24 protein-coding genes are annotated in these 25867 nt (G+C 53.7%); 7 read left to right on the top strand and 17 right to left on the bottom strand.

Going from position 1 to position 25867, the window contains the following annotated elements; genetic code table 11:
• Positions 1 to 83: 83 nt before the first annotated feature.
• The 8 genes from RWM61_RS14210 to RWM61_RS14175 all read right to left on the bottom strand — a co-directional run bounded on the left by RWM61_RS14210 (position 84) and on the right by RWM61_RS14175 (position 11445).
• A complete protein-coding gene (locus RWM61_RS14210) occupies positions 84 to 1499 on the bottom strand; it encodes a sugar ABC transporter substrate-binding protein (protein WP_314001902.1) in 1416 nt (471 codons plus the stop codon).
• 118 nt (positions 1500 to 1617) lie between these two features.
• Positions 1618 to 2727 (bottom strand): response regulator, encoded by a 1110-nt coding sequence (locus RWM61_RS14205; RefSeq protein WP_314001900.1) that lies wholly within the window; start codon positions 2725 to 2727, stop codon positions 1618 to 1620.
• Positions 2672 to 4540: a sensor histidine kinase gene (locus RWM61_RS14200; protein ID WP_314001898.1), complete on the bottom strand. Its 1869-nt coding sequence runs from the start codon at positions 4538 to 4540 to the stop codon at positions 2672 to 2674. The genes RWM61_RS14205 and RWM61_RS14200 overlap by 56 nt, the downstream gene beginning before the upstream one ends.
• Before the next feature lie 136 nt (positions 4541 to 4676).
• Positions 4677 to 5648, bottom strand: coding sequence for a Gfo/Idh/MocA family oxidoreductase (locus tag RWM61_RS14195; protein ID WP_314001896.1), 972 nt, complete (start codon positions 5646 to 5648; stop codon positions 4677 to 4679).
• Positions 5649 to 5798: 150 nt separating this feature from the next.
• Entirely contained in the window at positions 5799 to 6827 is a 1029-nt protein-coding gene (locus tag RWM61_RS14190; RefSeq protein WP_314001894.1) for a Gfo/Idh/MocA family oxidoreductase, read from the bottom strand.
• Between the two features lie 177 nt (positions 6828 to 7004).
• Positions 7005 to 8255, bottom strand: a complete 1251-nt coding sequence (locus RWM61_RS14185) for a SpoVR family protein (protein WP_314001892.1) — start codon at positions 8253 to 8255, stop codon at positions 7005 to 7007.
• A gap of 16 nt (positions 8256 to 8271) precedes the next feature.
• On the bottom strand, positions 8272 to 9528 hold the full coding sequence (gene yhbH / locus RWM61_RS14180; RefSeq protein ID WP_314001890.1) for a sporulation protein YhbH: 1257 nt from the start codon (positions 9526 to 9528) through the stop codon (positions 8272 to 8274).
• 18 nt (positions 9529 to 9546) lie between these two features.
• On the bottom strand, positions 9547 to 11445 hold the full coding sequence (locus RWM61_RS14175; RefSeq protein WP_314001888.1) for a PrkA family serine protein kinase: 1899 nt from the start codon (positions 11443 to 11445) through the stop codon (positions 9547 to 9549).
• 290 nt (positions 11446 to 11735) lie between these two features.
• Here RWM61_RS14175 and RWM61_RS20320 point away from each other — a divergent pair, with 290 nt between their 5' ends.
• Entirely contained in the window at positions 11736 to 11978 is a 243-nt protein-coding gene (locus RWM61_RS20320; protein WP_399538678.1) for a carbohydrate-binding family 9-like protein, read from the top strand.
• Here RWM61_RS20320 and RWM61_RS14170 read toward each other — a convergent pair.
• The gene (locus tag RWM61_RS14170) at positions 11975 to 12394 is read right to left on the bottom strand and encodes an HD domain-containing protein (protein ID WP_314001886.1); all 420 of its coding nucleotides are present in this window, start codon (positions 12392 to 12394) and stop codon (positions 11975 to 11977) included. The genes RWM61_RS20320 and RWM61_RS14170 overlap by 4 nt on opposite strands.
• Positions 12395 to 12494: 100 nt before the next feature.
• Positions 12495 to 12701, bottom strand: coding sequence for a DUF4158 domain-containing protein (locus RWM61_RS14165; protein WP_314001884.1), 207 nt, complete (start codon positions 12699 to 12701; stop codon positions 12495 to 12497).
• Positions 12702 to 13585: 884 nt separating this feature from the next.
• Between RWM61_RS14165 and RWM61_RS20315 the strand changes: the two genes are divergently transcribed.
• On the top strand, positions 13586 to 13753 hold the full coding sequence (locus RWM61_RS20315) for a matrixin family metalloprotease (RefSeq protein ID WP_399538676.1): 168 nt from the start codon (positions 13586 to 13588) through the stop codon (positions 13751 to 13753).
• 100 nt (positions 13754 to 13853) lie between these two features.
• Here the strand turns inward: RWM61_RS20315 and tnpC are convergent, their stop codons facing one another.
• The 3 genes from tnpC to tnpA all read right to left on the bottom strand — a co-directional run bounded on the left by tnpC (position 13854) and on the right by tnpA (position 16186).
• A complete protein-coding gene (gene tnpC / locus RWM61_RS14160) occupies positions 13854 to 15437 on the bottom strand; it encodes an IS66 family transposase (RefSeq protein WP_036581430.1) in 1584 nt (527 codons plus the stop codon).
• Between the two features lie 75 nt (positions 15438 to 15512).
• Complete coding sequence (gene tnpB, locus RWM61_RS14155) at positions 15513 to 15869, bottom strand: IS66 family insertion sequence element accessory protein TnpB (RefSeq protein WP_036581432.1); 357 nt, start codon at positions 15867 to 15869, stop codon at positions 15513 to 15515.
• Complete coding sequence (gene tnpA, locus RWM61_RS14150; RefSeq protein WP_036581435.1) at positions 15863 to 16186, bottom strand: IS66 family insertion sequence element accessory protein TnpA; 324 nt, start codon at positions 16184 to 16186, stop codon at positions 15863 to 15865. Before tnpA ends, tnpB begins: the two co-directional genes overlap by 7 nt.
• Before the next feature lie 85 nt (positions 16187 to 16271).
• Here tnpA and RWM61_RS14145 point away from each other — a divergent pair, with 85 nt between their 5' ends.
• Both RWM61_RS14145 and RWM61_RS14140 read left to right on the top strand, forming a co-directional pair.
• Positions 16272 to 16868 (top strand): cell surface protein, encoded by a 597-nt coding sequence (locus RWM61_RS14145; protein WP_314001879.1) that lies wholly within the window; start codon positions 16272 to 16274, stop codon positions 16866 to 16868.
• Positions 16869 to 17410: 542 nt separating this feature from the next.
• A complete protein-coding gene (locus RWM61_RS14140; RefSeq protein WP_314001877.1) occupies positions 17411 to 18049 on the top strand; it encodes a CBO0543 family protein in 639 nt (212 codons plus the stop codon).
• A 46-nt stretch (positions 18050 to 18095) separates the two neighbouring features.
• On the opposite strand, the gene RWM61_RS14135 is transcribed toward RWM61_RS14140, so the two are convergent.
• The 3 genes from RWM61_RS14135 to RWM61_RS14125 all read right to left on the bottom strand — a co-directional run bounded on the left by RWM61_RS14135 (position 18096) and on the right by RWM61_RS14125 (position 21923).
• On the bottom strand, positions 18096 to 19514 hold the full coding sequence (locus RWM61_RS14135) for an NAD-dependent malic enzyme (RefSeq protein WP_314001875.1): 1419 nt from the start codon (positions 19512 to 19514) through the stop codon (positions 18096 to 18098).
• A 71-nt stretch (positions 19515 to 19585) separates the two neighbouring features.
• Entirely contained in the window at positions 19586 to 20329 is a 744-nt protein-coding gene (locus tag RWM61_RS14130; RefSeq protein WP_314001873.1) for a response regulator, read from the bottom strand.
• Positions 20280 to 21923: a sensor histidine kinase gene (locus RWM61_RS14125; protein WP_314001871.1), complete on the bottom strand. Its 1644-nt coding sequence runs from the start codon at positions 21921 to 21923 to the stop codon at positions 20280 to 20282. The genes RWM61_RS14130 and RWM61_RS14125 overlap by 50 nt, the downstream gene beginning before the upstream one ends.
• An 84-nt stretch (positions 21924 to 22007) precedes the next feature.
• Between RWM61_RS14125 and RWM61_RS14120 the strand changes: the two genes are divergently transcribed.
• From RWM61_RS14120 to RWM61_RS14110, 3 genes are all read left to right on the top strand, one after another.
• Complete coding sequence (locus tag RWM61_RS14120; protein WP_399538663.1) at positions 22008 to 23042, top strand: DctP family TRAP transporter solute-binding subunit; 1035 nt, start codon at positions 22008 to 22010, stop codon at positions 23040 to 23042.
• A gap of 106 nt (positions 23043 to 23148) precedes the next feature.
• Positions 23149 to 24450: a dicarboxylate/amino acid:cation symporter gene (locus RWM61_RS14115; RefSeq protein WP_314001869.1), complete on the top strand. Its 1302-nt coding sequence runs from the start codon at positions 23149 to 23151 to the stop codon at positions 24448 to 24450.
• A 144-nt stretch (positions 24451 to 24594) separates the two neighbouring features.
• Positions 24595 to 25386: a hypothetical protein gene (locus RWM61_RS14110; RefSeq protein WP_314001868.1), complete on the top strand. Its 792-nt coding sequence runs from the start codon at positions 24595 to 24597 to the stop codon at positions 25384 to 25386.
• Positions 25387 to 25659: 273 nt separating this feature from the next.
• On the opposite strand, the gene RWM61_RS14105 is transcribed toward RWM61_RS14110, so the two are convergent.
• The coding region (locus RWM61_RS14105; RefSeq protein WP_314001866.1) for a hypothetical protein at positions 25660 to 25867 on the bottom strand (208 nt) is incomplete at its 5' end.

Genomic DNA, 25867 nt, shown 5'->3' with positions numbered 1-25867 from the left:
TCCTCGTATAGCAAAGTCTCGGGACGAACGCGGCTTGAGAAGCAGAGAGCCCTTGGCGACAAGGACTCTCCATGAGCCTCTACTTATTCAATGTCATATTTGCCCTGGAGCAGAGGCTGAATATCCTTTTCCATATCGCGAAGCACTTTGTCGGCCGGTTCTTTATTCGTCCAGATCTTATCCAGCGAAGCGGAAATTTTCGGATCGATCTCCGCAAAGTTTTTCAGCGAGTAGGAGGGCGAACGACCGGCGTAAGTCAACGTATAATCGATAACCGCTTCCTTGTATTCCGGAGGGTGGGCGTCATTCTTGATCCACGAATCGATTGTCGCCGGATCGGTGTAATATTTTTGTTCCAGCGGCATCCACAGACCTTTCTTGTACAGGTCGACTTGCTCCGGATTGTTATGATAGATATAAAATTTCAGAGCTTCCTTCGGGTATTTGGTGCTGGAGAAAATAACGGTCGGAGCCCCGAGCATCATCGTCTTCGCCTCTTTGAATTTCGGAAGTACCCCCATGCCGAAATTCATTTTGGTCGAGGCAAAGTCGAGCAGCGCCCATTGTCCTTCAATCGCCATGGCTACTTTCTTCGTCTGCAGCCTGACGTTCGTTGCCGGCATATTCTGCTGCTGGGTGGCCGTCGGCGCCACGTAGTCCTTGTACATCAAATCCTGCAGCGCCTGGAACACCTCGACTGCTTCCGGCGAGTTCAGCGCGTATTTCGTGCCGTCCTCATTCGTGATATCCGCGCCGTTGCTCAGAAGAAACGGATACCATCCGCCCATCCAGGTCGGGAACGATACGCCGTACTGCACGATGTTTTTCGGGTCGAAGCCGGCATCGTTCGGTGTTCGGCCGCTGCCGTCCTTCGTCAGCTTCTTCGCTATATCCACGAATTCCTGCCAGGTCCAGGCGTTGGCTCCGTTCGTAGGAGGCAAATCAAGTCCCGCCTCTTCAAACAAATCTTTATTGTAGTACAGCGCAATGATTTCGGCCGCCGTATTCGTGCCGATCGTCTTGCCCGGCGCGTAATAATAATAGGATTGTTCCAGCCGGTTTGCGAGCTCGGGATACATGTCCAGATACTCCGTCATGTCCAGCACCTTGCCGTCCGCTGCCCATTTCAGCGCCAGCCCTTCTCCCAGATAGGCGACATCCGGCAGTTCGCCGGTGGCCATCAGCGTATTGATCTTCGCATTGTAGTCGCCGGGAACGTGCTCGCCCTTCACTTCAATGCCGGGGTTGGATTCGTTGAAGGATTTGATCATTTTCTCCATTGCCTCTTTCTCGAAAGCGCTGCCCCAATACATGAACTTGAGCTTGACCTTTTCCCCGCTCGGCGGGCTTGCCGGCCCATTAGCGTTATTGCCGGCCGTCCCTCCGTCGGACGAGCCGCCGGTATTTTCCGCACTTCCGGAATTGCTGCTGCATGCGGAAACCACGAGCGCTGCAACAAGCAGAAGCATGATGACAATCGACCGTTTACGTTGAGCCATTTGCTTTTCCCCCTCCATCGATGGTTACGCTTACAAATTCATTATGAATGTTTCTGCGGGGAAGGCTCCATAGAATCCGTTGCGCCGGTCTTTGATTTATTGACTTCTTTTTCGAGGATTATTGAAATCTCTTTCTAAAATCGGTAGGGCTGACTCCCTGGTGCTTCTTGAATGCAATGCTGAAATAGTTGGCATCCGTGAAGCCTACCTGCTCGGCAATCTCATGCATTTTCAATGCGCTGCTTGTCAGCAACTCACGGGCCTTCTCAAAGCGGATTCGCGTCGTAAACTCCAAATAGGTTTCACCCGTCTCCTGCTTAAACAAACGGCTCAAATAATAAGGATTGAGATGAACGGCCGCAGCCAATGTTTGCAAGCTTATCTCCTCGCTCAAGTGCTCGCGGATCCATTCCCTTGCCTGTTCAATCGAGTGGGTGACGGGCTTATCCATGGAATTCCGAACCCGTTCGGATAGAATTGTAATAAATTCGCGCATTTGTTTCATAAAACCCTGAACGGTATCGCACCCGCCCAGCGCTTCGAGCGATTGCTGCGCGTGTACCGGCAGTTCATGCCCCATCTCAACGGACAATCGGGCCGCATAGACGACAAATTGCGAAGCGATGATTTTAGCTTCCGTAAGGGGCAATTGACTCAGCTCGTCCAACCATTCCTCCATCATTCCCTGACACCCGGACCCCGCTCCCGCACGAAGCTCGCCAAGCACAAACAATTCTTTGGCGAGCAGCTTTTGTCCTCTGCTGCCGGGTATGGCCAGTCTTCGCTGCAGATCATCCAGATAGCCCGATTCCTTGCGGTTTACGGTCACCTTCATGGCCGCCTTTTCCAACGACTGCAGAAGTTCGTCATAGGATACCGGCTTTAGCAGATAGTCCGAAGCTTGCAGCGTGATCGCTTCTCTCGCTTTGTGAAAATCGTCATAGCCCGTCAAGAAAATAATTTGTGTTGATCCGTTTCGTCCCCGTATATGCCTCGCTACCTCCATACCGTTTATCCCAGGCATGTTAATGTCGAGCAATACGATATCCGGCGAATGCTCGTCGAACAGCGCAATCGCGTTTTTCCCATCCCCCGCTTCCTCGACGGCTTCCACGCCGAAATCTCCCCAGGGTACGGCCATTTGGATACCATGGCGGATATGGAATTCATCGTCAACGATCAAAGCCTTCACCGTTCGTTTCATCGTTTGTTGCATCGTTTGATTCATGGGCCGCTTCCCCCGATTCCATTATCGCCGGCATCGCCAGCTTGATTGTCGTATAGAGCCCCGGTTCACTCGTCATGCTCACGCCGAACCCCTGGCCGAATCCGAGTTTCAACCGCTCGTGCACATTTTTCAATCCATAGGTAACGCTCGTCTCTTCGGCGTCAAGCGCTTCCGTAATCTCTTTAACGCGCTCAGGCGTTATGCCTTGGCCGTCATCGGTGATTTGGAACGACAGGATGCCGTCTTCAACCTGACCGGATATGACGATCGTGCCTTGTCCTTCCTTTTCCTTCAGACCGTGATAAATGGCGTTCTCAACGATAGGCTGGATAATGAACTTCGGCACCAGATAACGGCCGATGTCGTCTTCAAAGGAGAGAATGAGATCAAACCGGTCCGTATAACGGAAATTTTGCACCTGAAAGTACGCGAGAGCATGATCAAGTTCTTCTTGTACCGTTATGATTTGATTGCCTTTATTGATGGTCAATCGGAAGTACTTGCCGAGCTTGCCGATCACGTCGCTTATATCCGGCTGGTTGCGGGAGAACGCCAGCCATTTGAGAGACTCCAATGTATTGTACAGAAAATGCGGATTGATTTGAGCCTGCAGCGCGTGAATCTCCGCTTCCTTCCGCTTCATGAGCGCATTATAGACTTGTTCGTTAAGCGATTTGTTCTCATTGATCATCCGCAGAAAACGCCGCCCGATCTGTCCTACTTCATCCTGCGCGTCAAACCGGACGGCCGACGGGGTATCGATCGAACCGCTCACTTTAATAAGCAGGGACAATCGGTTAAGCGGCCTTCGAATCGTACCGCTGATCCAGTTCGCCAGGAGCAAACCGAAGACAAGCGTTCCAATGAAGATCCATATAATAATCGTCCTAATCGAGCGCGCATCCTTGGACAGACTGTCCGCATCAATTACATGCATAATCGACCAGCCGAAAAGCTGACTCTGCTGTGCCGCACCCATCCACTGCCTATTGATGGAAACAAACTGGCCCGCATGCGGATCGGCCTGCCTCGCGGCTGCGTACAATGCGGCATTCGCCTCCTTCTCCTCATCCGCATTCGGGAGGGAGTACAGCAAACTTCCGTCTTTGTCTGCAATCATGAACCGGGATTGCTCGTCCGCATTAAGAAATGAAAAACCCTCGAAAAACCGTTCTTTATCGATTTCCAAAATGATAAACCCGAGCGGTTCGAAATCTCCGCCCGTTCTTTTCAGAAGCTTGCCGACAAGCATCGTTTCCCCGTTCCATTTTCTGTTCTGGTCGAGCGACCTTCCGTCCCTGATCAGCGGCATATTGTTTTCCCCTAATTGTTTATACCATTCCTCCGCTTCCGAGGGACTGATATAAGTACCGTATAACCGCCATTCCGGCGGCGCCGTCATATGATAGATCACATAACGGACGACATACGATTTCGATTGCGTGATCGTATTCATCGCGTTGTTGATCCGATACGAGTTGCGGATGTAACTATAGTCGCTCTCATCGTTCGCGGCTTGTACGTTCTGGCATACCTGATCGTTGCTTCCCGTTAGCGTGCATTGAATTTGAGAGCTGCTGATGATAACGTTGAACAAGTCTCTGAAGTCGACCAGAATCCGATCGAGATACTGGTTGGCGATGCTGCCCGCCGCAAAGCTCTGCTCCTCCGCTTTGAGCATAAGACGGTCGGCGGATATCCGGTAAACGGCAATACTGATGAACAGCATCGGAATCAGCGTGATAACCGTCGTAAGGATAAACAGTTTGCCGCGGATTTTTTTGAATTTGAACAAGTCGAGCAAAGTATCCATGGACGGTCTCCGTTTCCTCAAAGGTATACGGTACGGCTGCGACACAATAAGGTAAGCGCATTCAAATGTAATACAACATTACGGCAAAAAAAAGACCGGGGCAAGTTAAATCTGCCCGGTCCTTCTCACACTTTGCCTAAGCTATCGTTACCGGTTGTCCTTCAGCCGCCGACCGGTTCGCGGCCACGGTCACCTGTTGAGTCAACCAGGCATCCGCATAGGTGGACAGAATGCCGGAAGCGTCTCCGGTCAACACCGCATGCAGGAACGCGCGGGATTCCGTCTCGTACGGATCGGTTCTGTTGAAATACTCCGTCGTCCGGTCCGATCGGATGTCTCTCAGCCCGTTATGGGTTAATTCCAATACGCCTTGATCGGTGTAAATATGAAGTCCCGTTAAATGGCTGGTCGGCAAAATACAAGTATTGGCAATGTTCGCCACGGCACCGCTTGCCAACTTGATGGCCACTGTGCCGACATCCGGCACACGGACCCCGCTCTCTTTCTCATGCATGACGCGCTGCGCATAGTTGGCATAGACCTCGGTTACTTCTCCCGCCAAATAGCGGAGCAAATCGACGATATGAGTGGTTTGCTCCACAAACTGGCCGCCCGATTGGTCGAAACGCCTCCACCAGCTGACGCCGGGCATATCGCCGGTCCAGTAACCGAGCGCCATCCCGATTTTGCGTCCTTCCAATAATACTTTCGCCTGCTGCACACCCTGCATATAGCGAAAATGGTAAGCGGCCGAGGTCAACAGCCCTTTGGCTTCAACCGCTTGCAATACCCGGGTCGGTATCTCAAGGTCTGCGCCAAGCGGCTTCTCGATCAGAAACGGAATGCCTCTTTCAACAAGCTCAAATTCCAGTTCGCCATGGGCGTAAGGCGGCACGCATAGGTAAACGGCGTCCAGCTTGTTGTCGTCGAGCATCCGGACCAAGCTGTCGTAGCCGCGCGCGCCGCTGTACCGGCCGGCTATCCGTTCCGCTTTCTCTTGAATTGTTCCGCAGAAAGCGCGAACAGAAACGTCATCAAACTTGGCCAGCCTGGCCGCATGCTCATTCGCAAACCAGCCTGTTCCCACAATCCCGATCGATAAGGTCATCGCGTCATCCCCCTAAAAAGTGCGGCTTCTATTTTCATTTATCTCCTCGCCCGGGTAAATAACCTCGTTATCGCGAATACGGGCGAATTTGCACAGCTCATGCGGCCGAGGTAATCCGGAAGCCATGATTGGGACGACAGCGGAGTCGGTTCAGATGCCGATGCTCACTTTGCTGCCGGTCCTCGCGCTCTCGATTGCGCCGAACACCATCGCCATGCTGAGGATGTTGTCGCGGCAGTCGGTGGCGGCCCGGCGGCCATGCGCAAGCGCATCGAACATGTCATCAAGGCAGCCGTGGTGGCCGACGTTCTTCAGAGAGGGAACCTCGGCTTCGAGCCTGACGAAATCCCGGATGAATTTGCCCTCCTGGTTGCCCGCCGCCACCGTTTCGGCATATGGCGCATGGCTTCCGTCCCAGATGATCGTGCCCCGTTCGCCGGTGACCCGCCATTCGCCTTCCCAGGAGGTCTGCGCCCCTTCCGCGCTCCACGAGCCCCGGTAGTTGAAAACGGACCCGTCCGACATTTCGAAAATGCAGACGGCCGACGAGCAGCCGGCATACCAGGAGCCCGGCGGATTGTATTCTTGGCAGTAGACGGACACCGGATCGGCGCCGAGAATCTTCCGCGCCTGATCGAACGTATGGATGGCCATATCGAGCAGCAGCGGGTTGTCCATCGCATCCCGGAACCCGCCGAAATGCGCCCCTATGTAAAAGTCCACGCCCGCGAATCCGGGCCTTCCGATCACGCCGGATTCGATCATCTCCCGAAGCGCGATTATTTGCGGATTATACCGGCGGTTCTGCATGACCGCGTGCATGCGGCCTGTCGTCTCGCTCATCCGGACCATTTCCCGGCATTGCTCCAGCGTTTCCGCCAGCGGCTTCTCCGCGAACACATCGCACCCGAGCCTCATTGCCGTCGTGCCTACTTCGAAATGGCCGGCCGGAACGGTAACGTCGAACACGAGCGTAGCGCCGGACGCCTCTATCGCCTCGGCTGGATCCGTATACACGCCGCAGGATAAGCCGTATTTCTCCGCCATCGCCTGCGCGGACTCCGGCCGGATATCGACCAAGGCTACAATCTCGCAATCTTCGCGTCCCAATGCATACTCCATCCAGGTGTTTGCCATTCCGCCGCAGCCGACGACAGCAATTCGATGTTTGTTTGCCATTTGGATTCTCCTGTTCAATGATAAAGAGATTTGCTGTTCCGATACCTCGATTATCCCCGATGAACACCGGCATGTCCATCGTTTCGTGCGTTTGTGGAAAATCGCCCGCACAAACGAACGCCGCTTCGACAGCGGCGCCCCTTTTTCCTATAAAATCTCCGTTCGCTTTCCCTGGGCCTATACCGCCTGCACCCGGCTCCCGTCATAAAAGTACCGGAGCTCCGCGCTGTCCTTGCCCCGCGTCTGCAGATGGACCGGCCGGCCCCACAGCCGGTGGACGAGCGGCAGCGTGCGGTCCACATATTTGCGGTCGAGCTCCAGCCCCTCGTACCGGTGCAGAAGCAGCAGCTCGCCGTTGCTGCGGTAATCATCATCCATCGCCGTGATATACGGATAGCCGCCGTTCGTACGCTGGCGGATGAGCGTGTCGCGGACGGCTGCCACGTCCTTTTCGGTCACCCGGTAGACGTCGCGGTCGCGTCCGTACAGGAACAGATCCATCTCCTCCACAAGCTCCTTGGTCAAGTAGTTGCGCAGAAAAGACACGTCGGATTCCATCTCGCGGATATCGAATAGCGCTTCCGTCCCTTCCCGGCGCTCGATGTATTCCAGCATGCGCAGTCCCAGGTAGTAGGGGTTCACGCTTCCGCCGCCCGGCTGCACCACGCCCGCATTCATCTTCGCGAACTCCACAATCTCCGCATCGTCGAGCTCCATCTGCCGCACAAGCCGCAGATGCCAGAACGTGGCCCAGCCTTCGTTCAGGATTTTCGTCTCCAGCTGCGGCCAGAAATACAGCATTTCCTCGCGAAGCATGTACAGAATTTCCCGCTGCCAGTCCTTGAGCGCCCGGCTGCCGCCGGCGATAAAGCCGACGACGTCCTTCGCGCCGCCCTCCGCCTCGCTGAAACCGCCTTTGCGCCCGGCGCGGACCTGCGGATCGATGTGCTCCTGGATCGACAGGCCCGCATCCAGCACAAGCTCGACCTCATCCGGGCCGTATTCTTGCTCGAACGCGCGCATCCGCAACGCGAACACCGCCATCCGGTCGACCATCTTGCGGTCGGTGGCCGCGAACATCGCGTTGTTTCTGAAAAAATCGCTATGCCCCAGCACATGGGCGACGATCAGCTTGTTCTGCAGCAGCGTGTTCCGGTCCAGCAGAAACGCATAGCAGGGATTCGAATTGATCACGAGCTCGTAGATGCGGCTCAAGCCGAAATCGTATTCCGACTTCATCCGCTGATACGCTTTGCCGAAGCTCCAATGCGCGAAGCGGGTCGGCATGCCGTAAGCGCCGATGGAGTACAGCACCTCGGAAGGGCACACCTCGTAGCGCATCGGGAAAAAGTCCAGCCCTTCCGCGGCGGCCATCTCCGTCAGGCGGCCGATCGCCCGCTCCAGCTGTTCGTAATCCGCTTGGTTCATGGCCCTCTCCCCTTCCTCACCCGACGGCGGCTTCGCCGAAAAAGCGTTTCAGAGTGCGGTACACGTCGCCCTTCTCGCGCAGCACCGAACGGCTGAACGCTTCGTGCTCGATGCCGGTCATCGTCTCCCACAGCCGACCCGCCGTGCCGTAGCGGCGGATCTCGCCGTAGCCGAGCAGATTGATCCGCTCCAGCATGTCACGAACGAGGGCCGCTGTGACGGTATTGTCCGAATCCAGATTGTCGCCGTCGGAGAAATGGAACGCATATGCATTAAAGCGGGACTGCGGAAATTCGGTGTCGAGCAGTTCGATGGCAAGCTTGTACACGGAGGAGCACTTCGTCCCGCCGCTTTCCCCTTTCGTGAAAAAAGCCTCCTCCCCGACCCGCTTCGCTTCCGTATCGTGGGACAGAAAGCAGATCTCCACCTCTTCATATTTTGTACGCAGAAACCGGACCATCCAGAAATAGAAGCTGCGCGCGATATATTTCTCGAACGTGCCCATGGAACCCGAGGTGTCCATCATCGCCATGACGACGGCGGCGCTCTGCGGCTTGCGGATGTCCTCCCACGTTTTGAACCGCATGTCCTCATTGCGGATCAGCCCCTGGCCTGCGGCACCCGGCGGCTGAACCGCATCCCCCGCTTCCCCGGGTGCCCTTGGTGCGGGCAGCGCGGCGGCGGGGTCGGAGACGCCGCCGTCATAGCCGGCAAGCGCCCGGCGCTTCATGGCTTCGATCAACGTGCGCCGTTTGTCGACGTTGCCCATCATCCCCTTGCGGCGGACGTCGTTGAAGCGGATATCGTCGACCGTCAGGTCGACCTCGCTTTTCGGCTTCAGACGGGGGAGCTGCAAATCCTCGAAAATCAGCTCCGCCAGCTCGTCCACCGTAATGTCCGCCTCGTAGTAATCGACGCCGGGCTGATCGCCCGCACCGGGTTCGCCGCCGCGGCCCGGCCCCGGCTGCCCGGCCGGCCCGGGCTGCGCCTGTCCGACGACGTCGCCCACTTTGGTCCCGCCGCTGCCCTGGCCGACCCGCTGCTTGTCCGAATAATCGTATCGAAACTTCGGCTCGTCCATGCCGCGGATCGGCACCTTCACGATCCGGTCGCCTTGCGACGTAATGATCGCTTCCTCGCTGACCAGATCGGACAGGTTTTGTTTGATCGCTTCCTTGACCTTTCTCGTATGGCGCTGCTGGTCGAGTTCGCCTTTGCGGTGGAGCGACCAATCGTTGTGCGATAACACGAATAACGGTTCATGTCCGGCCATGCGGCTCCACCCCTTCCTCTAGCGGTTTAACAGGCTGCCTACGTATTTCATCAGCTCATTGGCGCATGACGCGCAATAGCCGTGATGCTCGATCAGCCGCGCCGACACCTCGTTGATCCGCTTCAGCTGCGCTTCGTCCGGATTTTTCACCGACGTCGTAATTTTCACCACATCCTTCAGGTCGGCGAAAAGCTTCTTCTCGATCGCTTCCTTCAACATCTCGTGGGACGTGTACTCGAACTTGCGGCCGCGGCGGGCGAGCGTTGAAATTTTAATCAGAATCTCTTCGCGGAACGCCTTTTTCTGATTTTCCGTAATGCCGATCTGCTCCTCGATCGCGCGCATCAGCTTCTCGTCGGGCTCCCGCTCCTCCTCGGTGATGGGATCTTTCATTTTGAACCCGTTGCAGTATGCCTCCACATTGTCCAGGTAATTGTTCATCATCGTATGCGCCGAATCCTCGAAGGAATACACGAACGCCCGCTGCACTTCCGTCCGCGCCTTGTGGTCGTATTCCTGGCGCGCCAGCGTAATGAAGTTGAGCAGACGCTCCCTTTCCTCCTTGGAGATGGAAGCGTGCTGGTCTAGCCCTTCCTTCAGCGATTTCAGCACGTCCAGCGCGTTGATGCACCGCTTGTCCCCTTTGATCAGCGCGCTGGAGATGCGATTGATCACATAACGGGGATCGACGCCCGACATCCCTTCATCCATAAACTCCTTGCGGAGTTCCTGCGCATCGCCGCTCTTCGCGCCGTCGACCTCGACGCCGTCGTACAGGTACATCTTCTTGATCGGGTCGACGCCCGGCTTCTTCGACTCCTTAAGCCGCGACAGCACGCTGAACACCGCGGCGGTCCAGAGCGCGGCGGGCGCGATATGCGTGCCCCGGATATCGGATTGGCCGATGAGCTTGGCGTAAATCCGCTCCTCCTCGCTGACCTTCAGGTTGTACGGAATCCGCATGACGATCATCCGGGAATGCAGCGCCTCGTTCTTCTTGCCCGCGATGAACGAACGGTATTCCGTTTCATTCGTATGCGCGACGATCAGCTCGTCGGCAGAAATCAAGGCGAAGCGCCCGGCCTTGAAATTTCCCTCCTGCGTCAGGGACAGCAGATTCCAGAGAAATTTCTCATCACACTTAAGCATCTCCTGGAATTCCATGAGTCCCCGATTCGCCTTGTTCAGTTCCCCGTCAAAACGGTAGGCCCGCGGATCCGATTCGGAGCCGTACTGCGAGATCGTGGAAAAGTCGATGCTTCCCGTCAGGTCCGCGATATCCTGCGACTTCGGATCGGAAGGGGCAAAGGTGCCGATGCCTGTTCTTTTCGCCTCGGAGAACAGCACACGCTTGACCGGCATCTCCTCGATGCGCCCGTCGAATTCGGTTTCCAGGCGAAGCCGGCAAACCGGGCACAGGTCGCCTTCGATGCGCACGCCGTATTCCTGCGCAAATTCAGCCCGCAATTCAGGCGGAATAAGATGGAGCGGCTCCTCCTGCATCGGGCAGCCCTTGATCGCGTACACGGCTCCCTCGTCGGTCCGCGAGAATTGCTCCAGTCCTTCCTTCAGGAGGGAAACGAGGGTCGATTTGCCGCCGCTGACGGGTCCCATCAGCAGCAGCAGCCTTTTCCGCACATCAAGCCGCTGGGCCGCCGGACGGAAATATTCTTCGACCAGCGTCTGCAAATCGTCCTCCAGCCCGAACAGCGCCGAGCTGAAAAACTTGTATTCCCGCTTGCCATCGCCCTTGTCCTCGATGCCCGCCGATTCGATCATCCGGTAAATGCGGTCATGGGCCAGCCCCGCGATCTCCGGGCGTTCCCGCACGAGAGCCAAATACGCCATGAATGTGCCTTCCCAATGCAGTCCATGCTCCTTCTCCCGATAATCGGCCAGCTTGTCCAAGAATGCCATAGAGTTCCCTCCTTCTTGTTGATGATGACGATACCAACCGACTATTCAGTTTTCGCAGTTTTATAGTTTTATTATATCAGTATGTTATTGTCAGATAAATAAGAATTTTCTGATTAATAGGGGGAAAGGGATCGCCGTCTTTGGCATCCCGGTGAAAAAAGAAGGGGGTTGCGGCATCTGGATACTTATGCGAAACATGATAGGGTTGATTGAAAACCGGAACAAATCCATACTGTAGTCACGGAGACCTGCGCCTTCACCCGCTAACCGATACTTGAACTTTGAATTTAATGCCGCGGGAACGGGAGCTGGCATTCCGTATTCCTTTCGGCTTCCTGGCCGGCATATTTTCAGGTTTTCAACCTGTTCGCGGCTCTCTCATAAGAGGAAATTTTTACAAAAGCGGAGACAGGACTCCTGAGCCTCATTATGTGAGCTGGAACTTCGTAACCGCGGACAAGCCGGATTTTCACCGCAGTATCGACTTCGGCGAATTGTGTCTGGGATCGGACCGGCACACATGTATCAATTAACTTAACAACATATCCAGAGCTTTGCTGTATTTCTCCAATCGCTTAACCGTTTTCTCGGACGGTTTTTTGGTGCGGGTCAGCTCGGTATTATCTTGAAGGTCGAGCACCTTTACCCTTCTGGCCAATGGATTCCGCTTGATCCGCATGATGAATTCGTCATACGACTCCTCCTCTCTCCGCGTCAAACTGTCCACCGCCGCAATGATTTCCGCGCCGAAGCCTTCATGGCGCAAATCTTCCAAGGTAAGCGCCGTTTCCTCAATCGTGTCGTGGAGCACGGCAACGATTCGATCCTCTTCTTTCATCGCTCTGAGCATTAAACGAAACGGGTGAAAAACATAAGGATTGCCGCCCTTATCCTTCTGCCCTTCATGATGCTTCGCCGCCAACATAATAGCTTTGGCCAATGTGGACATTTTGGTTCCTCCTTTAAGCTCCGGTTATCGTTCCGTCCAAAATAATAATTATGATGCAAACCCAATTGTAGTCGGCGATAATATTTCGTCAGATTAGTGATCATAAAATTTGCTTGCCAATGTAAGCAATAACCGGTTTCGGCACTTCAAATTTTTGACTTGGGAGACGGGACTCATTCTGAAAAAATTTGAGGAGAACAGCGAAACCGATTTTGTTTTCACTTTGCTTATTTTCAATCAAGCGCATCTCGTTGGGTAAAATCGTAAAATGCTCGCTTAACTCGTCCAGCTCCCAATTTCGCTTCACATGATCCCCTCCGAGAAAAGTTCCTAAAATGGTTAGTCTCGGAATTATTCCATTGAAATCAGCATACAACCAAGCCTACTATAATGGGCAATGCAAACGTAAAATGCTTTGAAGTTCTAATTACAACCTGGAAATCGGAACTTTATAAAAATGACAATATGTCGTATAAGTAAAGAATGTACAGAATGTAAGGAAGGTTTTGCGAAAGCATGGATTATTCAAGAATTAGCTACATGGGAAAAATCACCATTCCGAAAAGCATCCTCGATTTACTTAAGCGAAGGAGATCGGGTTGCCTTCATCCATGACGAGGGGTCATTTACAGAATCTCCAAGACCCGAAAGATCAGGAAGCGTTGGACAAGCTATTGCCATGGTCACTGGAATTTCCATTGACCTGCCGCGTGTTTACCTACAAGGTGGGGACTATTTGACGCTTACAGTTTAACATTCGAAAAAAGCAAACCAATGATACCAAATCTATTGACAACCATCTACGAAACTTGTATGATTCAATCGATATAAAGGAAAATTTAAGGATGTATACCTAAAATTAACCTTAACAAAAAGGTAAGTACATTTCTAGGAGTTGTTGCACTTGCTATCGCTTTAATCACACCACCACCTACTGCTTATGCCGCACTACAAGGATGGGATCTCGTTGATAGCGGAAAAAATCTGGATTGGGATAGCAACACGAAATACGGCACAAGCGTCACCAATGCCGTAAACCTCTGGAATGGATACAAATCGGGTGTCATTAGACCTGACAGCATTTGGGTTGTTGAAGATGTATTTGTCAGTGATTTTTACGAAGTATCTACTACTTTGGGTGAAACATGCTCGTGCGGCACTATTAAACTTAACGATTACCACTACGACACCATGACTGCCGATCAACGCACCAAAACGACAACACACGAATTTGGCCACGCACTGGGACTAGACCACACTTCTGGATCTACGGATATCATGCAACAAGGAAAACTCTCCATCACGAGCTTATCCCGAACAGATAAAGACTCATACGACGATGCTTACTTAACATATTAAAGGAGAAGGGAAGGATTGTTAATATGAAAAGAATTTTGACAGTAAGCGTCAAATAGTCCCCACCTGTATATCAGATGGGGACTTTGTTAATCTATGATTATCAGACATCCGATTGGATTGGCTTACGGCAAGTCTGCGGCAATGCATCCGACCACGGGAGCAGCTTGTCGAGCGCCTGGGGATCTTTCGGATCCGCGAGTTGAGGCAGCTCCTCAAATAACCATGTGAAGTAGGCGAATGGATTCAAGCCATTTTCCTTGGCCGTTTCAATGATGCTATAGATCGTCGCACTGGCTTTGGCGCCGCGCGGCGTGTTGCTGAACAACCAGTTTTTGCGGCCGATCACAAATGGCTTGATTGAGCGTTCGCTTCGGTTGTTATCCAATTCCAGCCGTCCATCCAACATGAACGCTTCGAGCTTCGCCCATTGGTTCAAGCAATAGGCAATCGCCTCGCCGAGCTTGCTTTTCGGCAGTACACGCGACCGATTCATGCGAAGCCACGCCAAAAAAGCATCCAACACGGCGCGACTTTGCTCCGTTCGGATCTTCAGACGTTCCTCGGGCGAACTGTCTTTCATGTCCCGCTCAATGGCGAACAACCTATTGCAGAAGTCAAGCCCTTCCCGGGTTGTGACCGCAGCCTTCTGCTTGCCATCCGGCAGCGCCTTTAGCGCCTCATCGAATTTGCGCCTCGCGTGCGACCAGCATCCGACGAGCGTTACATCTTCCACCTTGTGGTAACCGGAATAACCATCGACGTGCAGGTAGCCGCGAAATCCGGATAGGAACTTGCGAGGATGCTCGCCGCCGCGCGTCTCCTTATATTCATACAAGACAATCGCCGGGCCCTCCCGCCCTGTACGATATAACCACAGATACGATTGCGACTCTGCCGAGCGCCCCGGTTCCCGCAGCACTTGAAGCGTCGTCTCGTCGGCATGCAGAATGTCCCTTGCACGTAGATGCACTTGCATCCGGTTATAGAGTAACTGAAGCCACCGGCTTGAGCCCTCGATCATCCAATTGGCCAGCGTCTGCCGGGACAATTCAACGCCAAGGCTGGAGAACATCTCCTCCAAACGGTAAAGCGGTAGCGCATATCCATATTTCTGAACCATCGTGTACGCGAGCATTGAAGGCGAAGCCAGGCTGCCCGGAAGTGCCGGATTTGGCATAGGAGCTGTAATGACCGGCGTTTCGGTATTTTCCCGCTCACACTTGCGGCAGCTATAAACGTAGCGAACCTTCCTCACCACACTAACTTCAGCCGGGGTGACTTTCAGTTCCGCGCGAACTTCGGTGCTCATTTCATGCAAGGCGCCGTCGCAGCAAGGGCAAACCTGATCGTTCTCTGGCAGCCGGTACTCGATCGTTTCTACAGGAAGATCGCGAAGCTGGGCTTCCCGTTTACCTTGTTGCTTCTTGCGTTTATAGGTAACGGTCTCCAAGGCCGGCTCATCGCGTGCAGGATCTGCTTCGGACTCGGCTTCGTTAAACAGCAAGAGCTGATCTGGATGCGAACGTTCGCTGGATGTGCCGAACCGTTTCTGCTGCGCAAGGCGGAACTGTTCCTCGTACCATTTGACTTTGGCGGAAAGTTCAGCGACTTGCACATGCAGTTTCACATTCTGCTCTTGCAATTGTTCAATTGTATCGGGTATCTCGATCACTGGGTTTTCCATACTTACTCATTCGCTAGGAAGCCGCGGACTTCCTGTACGAATGTAGTGTACAATATGTCAATTCAGTGAATATTTTCAAACCACAATGCGGGCCTTCACCTCTGGATGCGCCTGTCTTTGTTCCAGCGTTAGTCCGTCAAGCAGCCAGCGCAACTGACGCCGATTAATCTTCAGCGGTGTCGCATCCGTATCTTTGGGCCAGCGGAACGTGCCGCGCTCTAGGCGGCGATAATAGAGCCAGAATCCGTTATGCTCCCAATGGAGGATTTTCAGTTTATCCCGATGTCGGTTGCAAAAGACGAACAGCGCGGGAGCAAACGGATCCAGTTCGAATCCCTCTTTGACCAGAGCGGCGAGTCCGTCTATGGATTTTCGCATGTCCGTACTGCCGCATGCCAAATAAACGCGATCTACCTGAACCTCGCTCAGCATATGGCTTTCAGCGTCCTTACGACTTCGGCAAATAAAGATGGCTCGAAACCAGCCCTGACCTCAATGCTTGCCGAACCAATTTTGATAAGCAATGGAGAAACCCCGTCGGACGACTTTTCTTCTGGGAGAAAAGTAATCCATTGTTGTGAACCAGCTGTGGCAACCTGTATATCCGCATTTTTCAATTTCCGCTTCCAATACCAGAATTGGCGCTGTGTAACCTTATTGCGTTCACACCAGGCCGCAACACGTTCGCCGCTAGACTGATGATCCTTGATCCGGGCGATCCATACATCTCTTAACTCAGTCTTCGTCATAAAAAATCCTCCTCGCATCATTCTGAGGAAGATTATCTCATGGGACTAAAACGCTTGATAGGTGGGTAGGATTTGACGCTTACTTTTGACAGGAATTATCCTTGCGGTCACACTGGTTCTCGGTGCATGTTCGAGTAGCACCGGCAGCCCCGTTGACAAGAGTCAGCTACCGATCACGAATCTCGCTGGCTCATTCAGTATTGATGTGGAGAATATTAATGAAATTGTCGGAGATGCAGATTACATCTTTGTCGCTAAAATCAATTCCGAAATGGAAACGATTTACAAAAACCCCGTTTCCATTGAAACAGAATCTGGTTCTAAGGAAGTAAGCGACCCTTACACGAAGTACTCCATCACAGTAATCGACAATATTAAAGGTAAACTTAAAAAGGACACCGAATTCGAAATTTTGAAAAAAGGCGGAATTACCCAGGATCAAAAATCTGTAGTGCTGTATGAGCGTGACCAACTCCTTGAGGTCGGTAAATACCATATCATCGCTGGTTACGCTCAACCTGACGGAAGCCTATTGGTATCTGGACCGAACTCAAGCATTATCCTCTCTGCCACGAGCAAGGAAGAGATCGTATCATCTAGTGAATACAAGAAATACAAGAAAGCCTTTGAAAACGAGGTTAAGACGGAACGGAAGAGATTTAAATCTTCTCAGGAAGAATAGTAGTTCACTAATAATAAGCCGCCAAAAACAGGAAACCTTTAACTGTCGACAAAGTACCTGTCGGCAGTTCTCTTTTGTAATTATCTTTATCCAATTACCGGTTAACATGTTACGCATCTCCACATAAACCGAGACATTTCTTACTCACCTGGTTTTTGAACATGGATTCGGAAAGAAATGTGCTTAAAATCTGAAAAAAGCCTGTCGTATCGAGGGTTATCGATTAAAAAAGCTGCTATTTTTTTGCAATATAAACAGGACACCGTGTACCTCTTGGAGAAGTTGCTTCTTACTCGGGGCTTTTGAATTGGTGTTACTAAATGCTAAATGTTGATTATTTAAATAAAATAACCATATAATACCTTGTCGGAGTTACTGATGGCGGCGCAAGCCGGTATGAAGGGCGTGTGAAACGGACAAAACCTTGGGAGGCATCTTCGCCTGCTCCCAAGGTTTTTTCTTGATCCGGCGATTGAATGTCACCGCTGATGGATAACATAACCCGGAAATCCAATATACGCTTGCAAAGGGTGGCGAGAACGGTGACACCGGAACAAAGCAAACAATTTGAGCAAATCAACAAAGCGCACGAAACCATGTCCAAATTGACGTTTGATTATTGGCAAACCTATTCCCATATGGGCACGTGGCAATTTTGGTTTTTGCTGGCCATGCTGCTGCTGCCTTTGGCCGCGCTGTTCATTTTGCTGGACCGCAAAAGAGCGCTGCTTATCGGGTTCTTCGGCTTTAATGTCCACGTGTGGTTCCAGTATATCGACACGCTGGGAGTTACCCGCGGTCTGTGGAACTATCCCTACAAAATCGTACCGGTATTGCCGAGCAGCGTGGCTTTGGATACGTCCTTCGTTCCGGTCGTTTTCATGCTGCTGTACCAATGGACGATCAACCGGAAGAAAAACTTTTATCTGTTCGGAATCGGCTTGTGCTTCGTTTTTTCCTTCCTGGTGAAGCCCGCTTTGGTAAGCTTCGGTTTGATTCAAATGTATAAAGGAGTCAATTTTTTTCATTTCTTCCTCTTGTATATTGCAATCATGCTGGTGTCCAAATGGATCACAAGCCTGTTCCTGCATTTCCAAATCGAGGCGGGGAAGCAGCCATCTCCGTCAAGAAGAAGCTTCAAGCTGCGCAGGTGGTTTCCGGCCGGGGAAAAAGCGAGATAGCGCGATCCGTCATCATGCACTCGGACATCGCGCTTTTACAGTCGGGCTAGACACCCCGTTCGCGTCTGCGGGCCACTCCTGACGCGTAAGCCGCCTGCATTACCGCTTCCTTTACCCGATCGGCCACGTGGGGATTGAATACGCTCGGGATAATGTAATACTCGTTAAGCTCCGCTTCGCCGACGACCGAAGCGATCGCTTTGGCCGCCGCCAGCTTCATTTCCTCCGTGACCCTGGACGCCCGGCAATCGAGCACGCCGCGGAACAATCCCGGAAAACAAAGCACATTGTTAATTTGATTCGGATAATCGGAACGGCCGGTTGCCATGACCCTGACCAGCCCTTCGGCTTCCTCGGGCGCAATCTCGGGTGTCGGATTGGCCATCGCAAAGACGATCGGGTCTGTTGCCATTTTGCGGATATCCGACGGCTTCAGCACACCCGGCCCCGATACGCCGATGAAAATATCCGCGCCGGCTATGACGTCGGACAATGCTCCGGTCTCCAACTGCGGATTCGTATGCTCGGCATACCACTGCCATGCCTCATGGGCATATGCCTTGCCGCGCACAAGCGCCCCGTCGCGATCTACCCCGACGATCCGCGTCGCGCCGGCCGAGAGCAGAATCTTCGTGCACGCGATGCCGGCCGCGCCGATTCCGCAGAGCACGATTTTACAATCCTCGAGGCGTTTGCCGGCCAGCTTGACCGCGTTGTACAAGCCGGCGAGCAGCACGACCGCCGTGCCGTGCTGGTCGTCGTGAAATACGGGAATATCCAGTTCCTCAATGAGCCGCCGTTCGATCTCGAAGCAGCGCGGCGAGGAGATATCCTCCAGGTTGATTCCGCCGAATGCCGGAGCAATCCGTTTGATCGTGCCGATGATTTCCTCCGTATCCTGCGTATCCAGACAAATCGGAAATGCGTCTACCCCGGCAAGCTGCTTGAACAGCATCGCCTTGCCTTCCATCACAGGCATCGCGGCCATCGGGCCGATATTGCCCAGCCCCAGCACCGCGGTGCCGTCGGATACGACGGCGATCGTATTGCGCTTGATCGTCAGCGTATGGGCGCTGCCCGGATCATCGTGGATCGCCATGCACACATTGGCCACCCCGGGCGTGTAAACACGGGACAAATCATCGCGTGTTTTAATCGTCATTTTCGGCGCAACTTCAATTTTGCCGCCCAGATGCATCAGAAACGTCTGGTCCGATATCTGCAGAACTTTAACGCCCGGCAACTTATTCAACACGCCGGCGACGAGATCCTTGCTGTTCGTCTCGGTAATGTTGACGGTAATGTCCCGGATGTCCGCGTTTCTGCCTGTACCGCTCACATCGACCGCGACGATATCGCCGCCCGCTTCATCGATCGCCGTAGCGATCGTTCCGAACGCCACCTTATCCCTGTCCATTTCAACACGCACGACAATATTGCTGCTCGCCGACTTCGGCATCGCCATCTTCATCACGCTCCCCGATGCCTGTATGTTATCGCTTACACGGCTGAAATGGGAAGCTTTCGTTCATATTGTTATTTATGGTCATTTTGTTCACGCGCCAATTCATAGCGGTTGACCGGCCGCCCGAGGCCCCCGTAATGAACCGCAAGGCGCACGATCCCGCTTTTCTCCAGATAATCCAGATACCTTCTGGCCGTTACCCTGGCGATCCCCACTCCCTCCGCCGTCTCCTCCGCGGAAAGTCTGCCGCCTTGATGCCTGATCACGGCAAGCACCTGCTTAAGCGTGGCGGCGTTCAGTCCCTTGGGAAGATTGTCCGCCGAGACCGCCCATTCCTCGTTCGGCGCATCCTGCGCTCCAGCCTCACCGCTCTGCAGAATCCGGTCAAGCTCGTCCTGCGTCACCGACTCTCCCAGCCGCAGCGCGGCATGCCGTACCCGATAGCGTTCCAGCGTTTGCCGAATCCTTTCCAGCTTGAACGGCTTGATGATGTAATCGAACGCGCCGCCCCGCATCATCGCCCGGATTGTTTCCGTATCCTTGGCGGCGGTCACGACGACGACGTCGACGGGCAGCTCCATCGTCCGGATGCTCCGAAGCGTCTCGATGCCGTCGAGGGATGGCATGAAGATGTCGAGCACGACCAGATCGGGCTGCAATTCGTCAATCCGCTTGAGGCCTTCCATGCCGTGGGAAGCGGTTCCCACTACCCGAAAGCCGTCCACTTTCTCCACAAAAAGCCGGTTCACCTCCTGGACCATAGGGTCATCCTCGATAAGCAGCACCCGAATCTCCGCTTGCCCGGTTTGGTTCATAGCCGTCTCCACCCCCTTTCATCGGTAACAGAATCTCGATTGACGTTCCCAAGCCGATTGAGGAATCGCATCGGAGCACGCCATTGCCTTTGACCACGATTTCGTTCAACAAATACAAGCCCATCCCGCGGCTTTCTCCATCCTTGGTTGAATATCCGCGCTCCAGCATGCGCTCCTTCGTTTCTCCGCTCATGCCGCAGCCGTTGTCTTCGATCAACAGGCTCAGCAGATTGTCGTCGTGCCGGATGCTGAGATAAATTTCTTTCAGCGCGGCATCCGAATCCTCCAGTGCGTCGAATGCGTTTTCAATGAGATTGCCGAGCAGCAGCACAAAATCGTGCCTGTCAAGCGGCGCGGGAAAAAGCTCGAGACGGCTGTCGGGATCGATTGTAATCTCGACGTCGAGCTCCTTGCCCCGGCTGATTTTACCGAGGAGAAGCCCGGCGACGCCGTCATCGTGGAAATGCCCCTGCAAAAAACGGGTGATTTCCTCCTGCCGTTCGGAAACGGCGAATAAATAATTCAGAGCCTCCGCCTGTTTTCCAAGCTGCAGCAGTCCGGCGACCGTATGCATTTTGTTCATATGCTCATGGTTTTGCGCGCGTAGCGCGTGCACGAATTCGCGTACGCCGGTGAGCTCCTCCGCCATCCTCGTCAGATCGGTTCGATCCTGGAAAATGGCGATGGCGCCGACCGGAACGCCGTTCTCTCTGATCGGGATCCGATTGCTCCAGATGACGGTGCCGCCTATGTTGAGCTCTTTGCCCAGTATCGGCTGGCCCGAATTCAGCACCTCGGGCAGGCGGGTGCCCGGAATAACCTCGCGAATCGGTCGTCCGGTCACATTGTGCCTTACCCCGAAAATCTGTTTGGCACGCTCATTCATAATCGTGATCGTTTCATTGCGGTCGATCGCGATGACGCCTTCATGCATCGCCTGGAACGCCGCGGTGCGCTCCCGAAACATTCCGGCGATCTCGTGCGGCTCCAGGTCGAACATCTGGCGTTTGATGTGACGGGCGAGCAGCGCGGAACCGAAAATGCCGAAGAACAGGGAAAGAAATGAAGTGACCGCGATCGACCGTTTCTCCGCGCGGATCAGCTCGCCTACGCCCGGGAGCAGGCCGCCCGCCACGACGACGCCGATCTGCTCGCGGGTTTCGTTCATGATCGGGACATAGGAACGCAGCCCGATGCCCGCCTCGCCGCGCACTTTGGAGACATACATGTGCTCTGCGAACGCAGGATCGTCGTCCTCCGCGGCGAACGTGGAACCGATACGTTCGGAGAGCGGATGGGACAAACGCTTCCGGTTCATATCCAGCACGACGATGTAAGCGACATCGTTCAGTATCCGGATGTTGTCTGCGAGCGGCGCAATGTGCGCGGAGGGATCGGGACTGCTGCTTATACTTTCAACCACGCTCGGAAGATTGGCGACCGTCTGCGCCGTGATGGTCAGACGCTGGCTGAGCTCCTTTTCCTGCAGCCGCATGACGCTTCCGATCAGGACGATGCCCCCGATCAGCAGGGAGAACAGAACGAGTCCGAACGAGAGCAGGACGATTTTCCAATAGATGCGCAGCCGGTGCACGCTGCCGTCCCTCCCTTCGTGCGGTTTACCTTTGACTATCATTGTGAAATAATGAGCGTAAAATAGCAACTGGGGGAATCTCTCTTGAAAATGATGGCAGGAATCGGCATTTTTATCGTGCTCGGCTTGCTGGCAGCCTATATGATCGGTTTTCAGCCCATTTTCGGCGAAAAGCTCCCGTTTGACGACGAGCAAACCGGACTGAAGGACCGGATCGTGATCAAATTCAGCCATGTCGTTGCGGAGAACACGCCGAAAGGACTTGCAGCGGCCCGTTTTGCCGAGCTTGTCAAGAAAAAGTCGCGCGATCGGGTTGAAATACAAGTGTTTCCGAATGGGATGCTGTATTCGGAGAAAACAGAGGTCGCCGCGCTGCGGCGGGGCGACATTCAAATGATAGCCCCTTCTTTCTCGAACATGAACGCCATAGATCCCGCCTGGTATGTCATGGATCTGCCTTTCGCCTTCCGCGATCAACAGGATGTCAACCGGGCGCTGCAGGGGAAACTGGGCAAGCGGCTGTTCGAAACGCTGGAGCCTTACGGCATGAAGGGCGCCGCTTATTGGTCCAACGGTTTCAGACAAATGACCAACGATGTCCGGCCGCTCCGGACGCCGGATGATTTCCGCGGCTTGAAGTTTCGCGTCCAGCCCAGCGAAGTGCTGGAACGGCAGTTCAATCTGCTTGGAGCGAGCACGATCAGCACGCCGTTCAATGAGGTTTACCGCAATCTGGAGGCCGGGGTCGTCGACGGACAGGAAAATACCGTCTCCAACATCCTCAGCAAACGCTTGTATCAGTTTCAACGCTATATGACCATCAGCAACCACAGCTACCTGGGATATGTCGTCGTATTTAACGAGGAGTTCTGGAACGGTCTCCCCTCCGATGTACGGCTGATTATCGAGCAAGCGCTGCGGGAAACGACACTGTGGAACAATCAAGAAGCGCTGAATAACGAAAAGGGGCTTCGCGCGCTGGCGAATAACGCCGATATGGAGATCATTGCGTTGACGGAAAACGACAAGGCGCTCTGGACGGAAAAATTGAACCCGATTTACAAGGAATTTGCGCAAACGGTCGGACCGGATCTCATGGAGGAAGTCCGTCGACCATAACGACCAAATAGACCAATATGACCTTATTCTTGTATTGCAGCCGCCTCTCTCTTACACTTGGTGCATTATAAAGCGTTTTCACCAACGGAAAGGGAGGCTGTTTTCAATGAAATTACGGATCAATTTCAGAAATTTGACCGTTCAAGTCATCATTGCCATCCTGCTCGGCATCCTGCTCGGCCACTTTTTCCCGGCCACGGGAGAAAAACTGAAGGTGCTCGGCGATGTGTTCATCAAGCTGATTAAAATGGTTATCGCGCCCATCGTGTTCTTTACCGTCGTGCATGGCATCGCCAACATGGGTGACATGAAAAAAGTGGGCCGCATCGGCGGCAAGGCGCTGCTCTACTTTGAAATCGTTACCACGATCGCGCTCGCGATCGGCCTTGTGGTCGTCAACCTGATTAAACCGGGCGCGGGCCTCGACGCCGGCGGCGCGACGGGCGATATCTCCCAATATACGGACAAGGCGGCTGAAAGCAGTAAGGGATTCGTCGATTTCATAGTGGGGATCGTGCCGGAGAACGTCATTGCGGCCATGGCGGGCGGAGAGCTGCTGCCCATTCTGTTTTTCGCCATCCTGTTCGGCTTGTCGTTGACGGCTATGGGCCAAAAAGCCAAGCCGGTCGTTGATTTGTTCGATAAGCTCGGGCAAGCGTTTTTCGGCATCGTCAATATGATTATGAAGGTATCCCCGATTGCGGCATTCGGAGCTATGTCGTACACGATCGGCAAATTCGGCATTGAATCGCTCACGTCCTTGGGCAAGCTGATGGGTTCGGTCTATATTACGATGGCCTTGTTTGTCATTGTCGTATTGGGACTGATCGCCAAGGCGTACGGGTTCAGCATTTTCAAATTTATCGCCTACATCAAGGAAGAGATCATGCTCGTGCTGGGCACGTCCTCCTCGGAGTCCGCCCTTCCCCGCATGATGGAGAAGCTTGAGAAGTACGGCTGCTCCAAACCGGTCGTCGGTCTCGTCATTCCGACCGGTTACTCGTTCAATCTGGACGGCACCGCGATCTACCTGTCGATGGCGGCCATATTCGTCGCCCAAGCATCCGGCGTAGACCTATCGATATGGCAGCAGCTTACCCTGCTCGGCATATTGATGCTGACCTCCAAAGGCGCCGCAGGCGTCACAGGCTCGGGCTTTATCACATTGGCCGCGACGCTGGCCGCATTCCCGTCGATTCCGCTTGCGGGCATGGCGCTGCTGCTTGGCGTCGACCGTTTCATGTCGGAAGCGCGCGCCATTACAAACCTGATCGGCAACGGGGTGGCGACCGTGATCGTCGCAAAATCGGAAAACGAGTTCCATCCGAACGGACAGCCGAAGGCGAGTGCTGCAACAACTGCGGAAGACATTCGTCCGGCAGCGAAACCTATTGCGGAATCAGTGTAGCGAACAACAGGTCGGCCCGGTAGCCCGGTGACCCGGCTCTCCCGACAATAGGCGTGACCCAAGCTGTCGGTCGAGCGTACCGGCAGCTTTTTTGCCGTGCGTTATGGTAGAATATTCGTGAACAAAAAGAAAGGCGGGGAAGTTATGGTACATTCGTTCATCATCGAGCCGGCCGCGTATATCGCCTTCGACAGCGAGGCCGAACAGATCGACAAATGCAAAGAATGGGGTTTGCTTTCCGGGAAAGCTTCCAAAACAAAGTCGTTCGTCTATAAAGGAAACGGCATGAATCTGACATGCAGCATCGTCGGTTTTGTCGATAAAATGACGGCGGTGATTGAGTTCGACAACGGGCAGCGGCACTGCATTCACCCCTCCTACCTGAAGGAGATGCAAGCGGCGAACTATGGGCAGAAGCTGGCAGCAGCGACGGAAGGATCTGAGGAGCCGGAGAGCGCGAAAACCGACGGCGGGGAAGCTGACGGCGCGGAGTCTCCGAACATGGAGCTCGAATCGCCGCAAGAAGCCGTTTTGCCGGTCGAGGAAATCAAGCCTGAGGCGGAAGCGGTTAAGGCAGAAGCGAAAGTAGCTGAAGCAGAAGAGCCGGCTAAGGCGAAGACAAAAAAAGCGCCGAAGCCTCAGCTCCCCGAAGAAAAAGTCCGCATGACCGCAACCGTAAAGGAATTTACGACAGTACCGAACCATTTTTCCGATACGGAGGATGAAGTGGTGATCTACGAAGCGGTGGCTATTGCGGAGCCGGAAACCGAGATCGGCACAGCTTGGTCCAACCACAGCGCCACGCTCAAGAAGCTGAAGATGGAAGTCGGGGATACGATCAGGTTTGAAGGAAAAATCGTAGCCAAGAAGCTCACGAAACATCCCGTGCCTTACAAAATCAACAATCCGGCGAAAATAGAGGTCGAGAAAGCCTGATTTTTCACACAGGTTGGACGGCTTATTACATAGTAGCGGATCGCATCGGACTTTCTGGACCGCTTAGGGCCCATGAATGTTTACCGAATGGCGTGTTACGCAAGAAGGCAGGCGTGTGAAAGATCGATCGTCCGCGCCGGCAACAATCGATGCCCTTGAGCTTTACCCGGGGCCCGCTCAGCTTTCGGCCAAGCGCACCCGCTAGATTCCCGTTCGGCACACCCCCGTTGGGTTTCATCCAACGAAATTCAGGATTTAGTCCTTTTCTCTCCCCTATGTTGGATTCTCTACAGCAAAAATTAAACTACAAGAGCGCTGGAGGAAAAAAGCAGCCAATTCGTTGGATGCTTTCCAACATAGACCGACCCTTTCAGCTAAGAGAGGCGGTATGGTTGCATGATTTCCAACCAAAGCTGCGCATGACGGTTTAACATGGATTCGGAAAGTAACCTCTTGAAAAGTTGAATAAAGCGCGTCAAAT

Source organism: uncultured Paenibacillus sp., assembly GCF_963515335.1.
GTDB lineage: Bacteria > Bacillota > Bacilli > Paenibacillales > Paenibacillaceae > Paenibacillus_I.
The sequence above is the reverse complement of the archived record's forward strand: the minus strand, read 5'-3'. Positions and strand labels throughout refer to the sequence as shown.

What these genes read in the sequence shown, in the direction of transcription:
- RWM61_RS14210 (WP_314001902.1), bottom strand. Translation starts at nt 1,499, where the DNA reads ATGGCTCAACGTAAACGGTCGATTGTCATCATGCTTCTGCTTGTTGCA.
- RWM61_RS14205 (WP_314001900.1), bottom strand. Translation starts at nt 2,727, where the DNA reads ATGAATCAAACGATGCAACAAACGATGAAACGAACGGTGAAGGCTTTG.
- RWM61_RS14200 (WP_314001898.1), bottom strand. Translation starts at nt 4,540, where the DNA reads ATGGATACTTTGCTCGACTTGTTCAAATTCAAAAAAATCCGCGGCAAA.
- RWM61_RS14195 (WP_314001896.1), bottom strand. Translation starts at nt 5,648, where the DNA reads ATGACCTTATCGATCGGGATTGTGGGAACAGGCTGGTTTGCGAATGAG.
- RWM61_RS14190 (WP_314001894.1), bottom strand. Translation starts at nt 6,827, where the DNA reads ATGGCAAACAAACATCGAATTGCTGTCGTCGGCTGCGGCGGAATGGCA.
- RWM61_RS14185 (WP_314001892.1), bottom strand. Translation starts at nt 8,255, where the DNA reads ATGAACCAAGCGGATTACGAACAGCTGGAGCGGGCGATCGGCCGCCTG.
- yhbH (WP_314001890.1), bottom strand. Translation starts at nt 9,528, where the DNA reads ATGGCCGGACATGAACCGTTATTCGTGTTATCGCACAACGATTGGTCG.
- RWM61_RS14175 (WP_314001888.1), bottom strand. Translation starts at nt 11,445, where the DNA reads ATGGCATTCTTGGACAAGCTGGCCGATTATCGGGAGAAGGAGCATGGA.
- RWM61_RS20320 (WP_399538678.1), top strand. Translation starts at nt 11,736, where the DNA reads ATGCCGCGGGAACGGGAGCTGGCATTCCGTATTCCTTTCGGCTTCCTG.
- RWM61_RS14170 (WP_314001886.1), bottom strand. Translation starts at nt 12,394, where the DNA reads ATGTCCACATTGGCCAAAGCTATTATGTTGGCGGCGAAGCATCATGAA.
- RWM61_RS20315 (WP_399538676.1), top strand. Translation starts at nt 13,586, where the DNA reads ATGACTGCCGATCAACGCACCAAAACGACAACACACGAATTTGGCCAC.
- tnpC (WP_036581430.1), bottom strand. Translation starts at nt 15,437, where the DNA reads ATGGAAAACCCAGTGATCGAGATACCCGATACAATTGAACAATTGCAA.
- tnpB (WP_036581432.1), bottom strand. Translation starts at nt 15,869, where the DNA reads ATGCTGAGCGAGGTTCAGGTAGATCGCGTTTATTTGGCATGCGGCAGT.
- tnpA (WP_036581435.1), bottom strand. Translation starts at nt 16,186, where the DNA reads ATGACGAAGACTGAGTTAAGAGATGTATGGATCGCCCGGATCAAGGAT.
- RWM61_RS14135 (WP_314001875.1), bottom strand. Translation starts at nt 19,514, where the DNA reads ATGGCGATGCCGAAGTCGGCGAGCAGCAATATTGTCGTGCGTGTTGAA.
- RWM61_RS14130 (WP_314001873.1), bottom strand. Translation starts at nt 20,329, where the DNA reads ATGAACCAAACCGGGCAAGCGGAGATTCGGGTGCTGCTTATCGAGGAT.
- RWM61_RS14115 (WP_314001869.1), top strand. Translation starts at nt 23,149, where the DNA reads ATGAAATTACGGATCAATTTCAGAAATTTGACCGTTCAAGTCATCATT.
- RWM61_RS14110 (WP_314001868.1), top strand. Translation starts at nt 24,595, where the DNA reads ATGGTACATTCGTTCATCATCGAGCCGGCCGCGTATATCGCCTTCGAC.